The organism is Armatimonas sp., from assembly GCF_043760365.1.
Taxonomy (GTDB): domain Bacteria; phylum Armatimonadota; class Armatimonadia; order Armatimonadales; family Armatimonadaceae; genus Armatimonas.
Genome location: NZ_JAYUPA010000714.1, coordinates 1 through 3,679, shown reverse-complemented (window position 1 = coordinate 3,679; position 3,679 = coordinate 1). Strand labels below are relative to the sequence as shown.

General features: G+C 58.7%; 5 protein-coding genes. All 5 read right to left on the bottom strand.

The features are described 5' to 3' along the window. The coding region (locus ACH2EH_RS16810; RefSeq protein WP_395143361.1) for a tetratricopeptide repeat protein at nt 1–536 on the bottom strand (536 nt) is incomplete at its 3' end. Between the two features lie 102 nt (nt 537–638). Further along, nucleotides 639–1,715, bottom strand: a complete 1,077-nt coding sequence (ruvB, locus tag ACH2EH_RS16805; protein ID WP_395143359.1) for a Holliday junction branch migration DNA helicase RuvB — start codon at nt 1,713–1,715, stop codon at nt 639–641. A gap of 4 nt (nt 1,716–1,719) precedes the next feature. Then, complete coding sequence (gene ruvA, locus ACH2EH_RS16800) at nt 1,720–2,352, bottom strand: Holliday junction branch migration protein RuvA (protein ID WP_309697810.1); 633 nt, start codon at nt 2,350–2,352, stop codon at nt 1,720–1,722. After that, complete coding sequence (locus ACH2EH_RS16795; protein ID WP_395143357.1) at nt 2,349–2,711, bottom strand: hypothetical protein; 363 nt, start codon at nt 2,709–2,711, stop codon at nt 2,349–2,351. The genes ruvA and ACH2EH_RS16795 overlap by 4 nt, the downstream gene beginning before the upstream one ends. Before the next feature lie 153 nt (nt 2,712–2,864). Continuing rightward, the gene (locus ACH2EH_RS16790; RefSeq protein ID WP_395143356.1) at nt 2,865–3,644 is read right to left on the bottom strand and encodes a hypothetical protein; all 780 of its coding nucleotides are present in this window, start codon (nt 3,642–3,644) and stop codon (nt 2,865–2,867) included. Between the last annotated feature and the right edge of the window lie 35 nt (nt 3,645–3,679).

The following is a 3,679-nucleotide window of genomic DNA, read 5'->3' as shown; positions in this document are numbered from 1 at the left end:
GGGTAGCGCCGGGCATTGGAAAAAAATCCGGGGGTATTTGCAGGCTTCCCCACCTCTGTCACAACAAGTGGGCCAGGCCCCTTCTTCCCCAGTGACTTCACCAGCACAGCTCCTCCGACTGCAAGAACAAGCACTCCCACTCCCAATGCCGCAGCCAGGGGCATCCACCGTCGCTGGGTTGCGTCAGTCTTCTCCACTATTTGGGGGCGACTGGGTAGCAGATGCACCCCACGGCGTAGCCGATCCAGTTTATCAATGTCCACGGCAGAGTGGGGGTTGAGTGCCACGACTTTCTCCATCATGGCAATGGCTTTCTCATTTTGTCCAAGGCGCTCATAGAGTGTCGAGCAGAGTGTCAGCGCCGATGTCGAAGAGGGCAGTAGCTCGGCTGCTTCCTCGGCCAGAGGAAGCGCCTCGGTGGGATTGCCGTGTTGCGAGAGCGCGAACGCCTTTGTCAGGAGCTGTGCGGCACGCTCCCGCGCACGCTCTAGCTCCGCCTGCTGCGCCTCTTCTTGCACCAGGGTGCTCTCTTCCAACGGTATCTTCTGTCCGCACTCGCGACAGAATTTATTGCCAATCGGATTACGTGCTCTACATCCCGGACAGTTCATCGTTTTAATCTCCGCCTCGCGATCAAATTACCCGTCAAAGAGCCCTGGCCCCTTGCCATAGGGAATCTTCAGGTGCTCGTAGGCACCACGCATTGCGACACGGCCTCGCGGGGTTCGGTTCAAAAATCCCAACATCATCAGGTAGGGTTCCACCACATCCTCTATGGTATCGCGTTCTTCCCGTAGTGTCGCGGCCAGAGTATCCAGCCCTGCAGGCCCCCCATCAAATTTATCAATCAGTGTCCGCAAGAGCCGCCGGTCAAATTCATCGAGGCCCAGCTCATCTACTTCGTACATCCGTAGCGCAGCATCCGCCATCGCCGCCGTGATCGTCCCATCGCCTTTCACTAGCGCGTAGTCCCGCGCACGTCGCAACAGCCTATTGGCTATACGTGGCGTCCCCCGCGAGCGCCCCGCAATCTGCTCCGCGCCACTCTCATCAATTGCCGCCCCGAGAATCCCCGCGGACCGCGTGACAATCAAGCTGAGGTCATCTACTCCATAGAACTCAAAGGCCTCATGAATCCCGAAACGATCCCGCAGTGGGTTGGTCAAAAGCCCGGGCCGCGTGGTCGCTCCAATCAGCGTGAAGCGTGGCAGTTGAATCTTGACGGTGCGCGCCGAAGGCCCCTGGCCAATAATCATGTCCATCTCGTAGTCCTCCATCGCGGGATAGAGAAACTCCTCGGCCAGCCGGTTCAGGCGATGGATCTCGTCAATAAATAAAACCGAGCCCTCTTCAAGATTTGAGAGGATCGCCACCAAGTCTCCAGGCTTTTCGATCGCCGGACCGCTGGTTGCCTTCAAATTTGCGCCAATTTCATTGGAGATCACATTGGCAAGGCTGGTCTTGCCCAGTCCGGGCGGCCCACTGAGCAGCACGTGGTCGAGCGCCTGCCCCAGCATCTTCGCCGCCGTGAGTGAGAGACCGAGGCGCTCTTTGATCTTAGGCTGACCAATGTACTCTGACAGCCGCTTGGGCCGAAGTGTCAGCTCGCCCTCATCTTCGTGCTGGCTCCGTCCGCCCACAAGACGCTCCGGCGGCTCATTTCCGTTCCCACTGCCACTTCCACTACTGCCAAACCCACTTGATTGAATTGCCATCGTATTACCTCGTCAGGCGATTGAGTCCCGCCCGAAGCACCGTGGCGAACGGCGGGTTGTTGTCCGTCTGAAGCGCTTCCGTGAGCGCAAGCTCTGCGGCGCGCAGTGCATCGTTTTTGTTGTAGCCTAAGTTGGTGAGCGCCGAGCTCACATCGTCGAGAAGCTGCTCGTTGGCGCTGCGTATTTTCACGGTTGCGCTCGCTGCTAAGTGCTCCACTTTTCGGCTGAACCCAAAGGCAGTGAGCTTATCTTTGAGCTCCAACACGAGCCGCTGCGCTAGTTTCGGCCCGATCCCCGGCGTCTTGGCAATGGCTTTGGCATCCTCGGAGCTCACCACCCGAGCAATTCCATCACCTCCGAGCGCCGAGAGCAAGGCCAGAGCCACTTTTGGCCCCACCCCGGTGACGGTGAGAAGTAACTCAAAGACTTTCTGGTCACTCTCCTCGAAAAAACCGTAGAGACTCAGATCATCCTCACGCACGATCATGTGCGTGACAAGTGTCACGGGGGAACCGTCGGCGGGTAGTTGCTCGATCACCGAGAGCGGCACCGAGACCCTGTAGCCCACCCCATTCACGTCCAAAACTACCACGGGTGTCGCCACCCGCACCACTTTTCCGGTCAGTTGCGCTATCATAACTCTAAATTATACTCGCTCTCGCTAGCGGAAAGCGGAACCGCAGTAACGAAGCGATTTTCCCAGATATCTTCAGAAGCCAATGATGTGTTGTCGCAACCAAAACGAGCTGAGTAGACAATGCTAGAACGGGGAAGGCAGTTGCAGAAGAACTCTAGGTCAAATGCCCAGCGGCGCTTGCCGTCGGTGTCGGGCTCACCGAGGGTTTCGTTGACGAGGCGTGAGGGGACGGTTTTACCCTCAGGATCGGCGACGATCACTGGTGCAATCGTGCGGGTGCGGTAGTCGGCGTGCAAAACGGCGATACCATAAAACGGCTCGTCGTGAGGGTTGGTCACGACGAGCCAGCGGACGTTCAAAGAACCGCCCCCATGAACGGGGGCGTGATATTGTCCTCGTGCCTCGGACACAAAGGCCCTCCGGGCCATATTGATTTCCCCATGGGCGGCACGCCCTTCGTGTCGCACAGCGACAAAAAGACGCCCCCGTTCATGGGGGCGATTACTCTCGACTCACCGATAGTCAGCCAGAGCGTTTTCGAGCTGGACTTCGGTGAGGAGCCGGAAACGACTCTCGCGCTTGGTGTGGCGCTCCAGTACAGCAGCCTCGACTGTCAGCCCGTCGGCGAGGGCTGTCTTGATCCCCTCTTCAGGAGTCGGAGGCTTGGGCGTGTCTTCGTCGCCGTCGTCATCGAGCTTCTCCGGGAGTGGCGCGAGCTGCGTTCTTGCGACTCCCCAGGCTTTCAGCGCGGCGCTCAGCGTGTCTTCCAGATTACCCAGACGGGCATCTTTCAGCGACTCCTCGGCCTGCTCGGCGGCGTAGGTCGTTCCGGCAACCACAGCATAGCGGTGCGTGTTGCGAAACTCCCCATCGTAGCCCAGCGTGAAGTACAGATCGTCCTGCGGCGCTGTATTGAGCTCGGCAAACAGCCCACGAAAAGTCAAGGGAATGACATTGTTGTCGTTGTAGATGCGCTTGACGGCGGGCGAGAGACCAAACCCGACGAGGCGCTGCACACTTACGTCGTCCTCGGAACGCTGGAAACCCTCCCGGTGGGTGGAGTCAATGGCTGCTAGGCGGATACTCTCGATATCGCTCTGCTTGCCCAGAGCCGACATCATCAGGCGGTCGTAGACCTCATAGACCTTGCGCTGCGTGTGCCGCAGCGTGAGCAGCAGCAAGCCGCCGTCGTAGCTAATACCCACCACGGGCGAGCCATCGCGCAGCCGTCCTTCGACGTACTCATTGCGCTGCTGGAGCGCGTTGTTGAAATCGTAAAAATTATAGGACATAGCTTATCCCTGAACCATCGCGGGCTCGGCAGTCA